Source organism: Streptomyces albidochromogenes, from assembly GCF_005981925.1.
Lineage (GTDB): Bacteria > Actinomycetota > Actinomycetes > Streptomycetales > Streptomycetaceae > Streptomyces > Streptomyces albidochromogenes.
This window is the reverse complement of record NZ_VBVX01000574.1, coordinates 1-1,566: the sequence shown is the minus strand read 5'-3', so window position 1 is coordinate 1,566 and position 1,566 is coordinate 1. Positions and strand designations below refer to the sequence as shown.

General features: G+C 73.9%; 2 protein-coding genes. One reads left to right on the top strand and one right to left on the bottom strand.

All coding sequences use genetic code 11. The features are described from left to right. Positions 1 to 755 (top strand): tetratricopeptide repeat protein (locus E2E34_RS33975; RefSeq protein ID WP_138905667.1); only part of this gene is annotated, 755 nt, incomplete at its 5' end. 201 nt (positions 756 to 956) lie between these two features. Here E2E34_RS33975 and E2E34_RS33970 read toward each other — a convergent pair. Next, complete coding sequence (locus tag E2E34_RS33970) at positions 957 to 1,148, bottom strand: hypothetical protein (protein ID WP_138905666.1); 192 nt, start codon at positions 1,146 to 1,148, stop codon at positions 957 to 959. Between the last annotated feature and the right edge of the window lie 418 nt (positions 1,149 to 1,566).

Here is a 1,566-nt window from a genome sequence, read left to right as displayed (position 1 = left end):
TACTGGCCTCACTGGGCTCGCTGTACCTGAGCCGCAGCCAGCACGAGGAGGCGCGGGCGGCGTTGTCCACGGCGCTGGGGCTGTTCACCGAGATCGAGGACCGGCAGGGTCTCGCCCTGTGCCACCGTGATCTGGCGCTGCTGGAACGATTCCGCGGCAACGAGCACCAGGCCCTGGAGCTGTACGACCGGGCCCTGCGGGACTTCGACCTGGCGGGTGACGTGGTGGGCCGGGCGATCGTGCTCACCCAGAGCGCGCAGATCTGGATGCTGCGCGGGCAGAGCGCCGCCGCGCAGAGCCGGCTGGACGAGGCCCTGGGCATCTACCGGTCGGTCAGGTACACGGGCGGTCAGGCCCGGACCCTGCGCAGGGCCGGTCAGTTGCAGCAGCGGCAGGGAGAGATGACCCGTGCGGTCGCGACGTTCACGGAGGTCCTGGAGTTGTGCCGGGACACCGGGGACGTGATCGGCGAAGGGCATCTGCTGCGCGATCTGGGGCTGGCGCACGCGGGGATGGGCCATGTCGGCGCGGCCCGCGCGTGTCTGGACCGGGCACTGGGCATCCGCGAGCAGATCATGGACCAGGGCGGGGCGGCCCTGGTGCGGCTCGACCTCGCGCGGCTGCTGACGTCGGACAACGGTCCGGGTGACCGCGACCGGTCGCGGGAACTGCTGCACAGTGCGGTACGGGCGTTCCGGGACCGGCGGATGGAGCCGGAACTCGCGGAGGCGCAGCGGCTGCTGGCCGGCGGCTGAGGCGGGGCGGCGGAAGGCCGGAGGCCGGCGAGAGCTCCGGGGTGTCGGCAGGAGTGCGGAGGCCGGACCGGCGAGGGCCCGCGTCTGCCGGAAGGCACGTGCGATCGCGCGGCCGGGGTCCCGGGGCGGTGCACCTGCGGACGCGGCCCCGGGGTCTCCCGTGCGTGGCCGTTACGGGCCGGAGGGGCCGGTTCGGCGGCGTCAGTCCCAGGGGTTGTTGTCGCTGGTGGTGCTCGGGGTCGGGGTCGGCGCACCCTGCTGCGGGGAGGAGGTGCCGGTCGTCCCGCCCGCCGGGGCGCCCTCGTCGGCCAGGGCCGCCTGGGTACCGAGCAGAGCGGCGCCGGCCAGGGCGACGGTGACGACGGCGGCGCGGAGGGCGTGGGCGACGGCCATGGGATGGTCCCTTCGGTCGGGGCGCCTCCACCGGACTGCGGGGGCGTCTCCTTCTTCGTGGTCACCACGCTAGGAACGGCGGGAATCCCCGAACCGGCCCTGCTCCTATCACTCAGTTATCACCGCCCGGACGAGGACCGGCGGGGCGCGGGACGACGGCACGCGGGATGCCGAGCGGACGGCGAAGTTCCGCTGTCGCCGGGCCGCCCGCGTCGGCTCCCGTACTCCTTCACCGACGGCGGCCCGTACGCCTGCCGGTTACCGACGCGTTCTCAGAAGACAGCCTTGACCTGCGAGTTCGAAGCGATCCGGCTGTCGTCGCGCGGTACTGGGCACGCCCAAGCCGTACGCCGCGCCCGCCTCCGCCGCAGCACGGTCGCGAGGGGGCCCCTCGCGTGATAGCGGACGAGAGGTTGTC

Excerpts from the sequence above, each read along its gene's own strand:
- E2E34_RS33970 (WP_138905666.1), bottom strand. The coding sequence starts at position 1,148 with ATGGCCGTCGCCCACGCCCTCCGCGCCGCCGTCGTCACCGTCGCCCTG.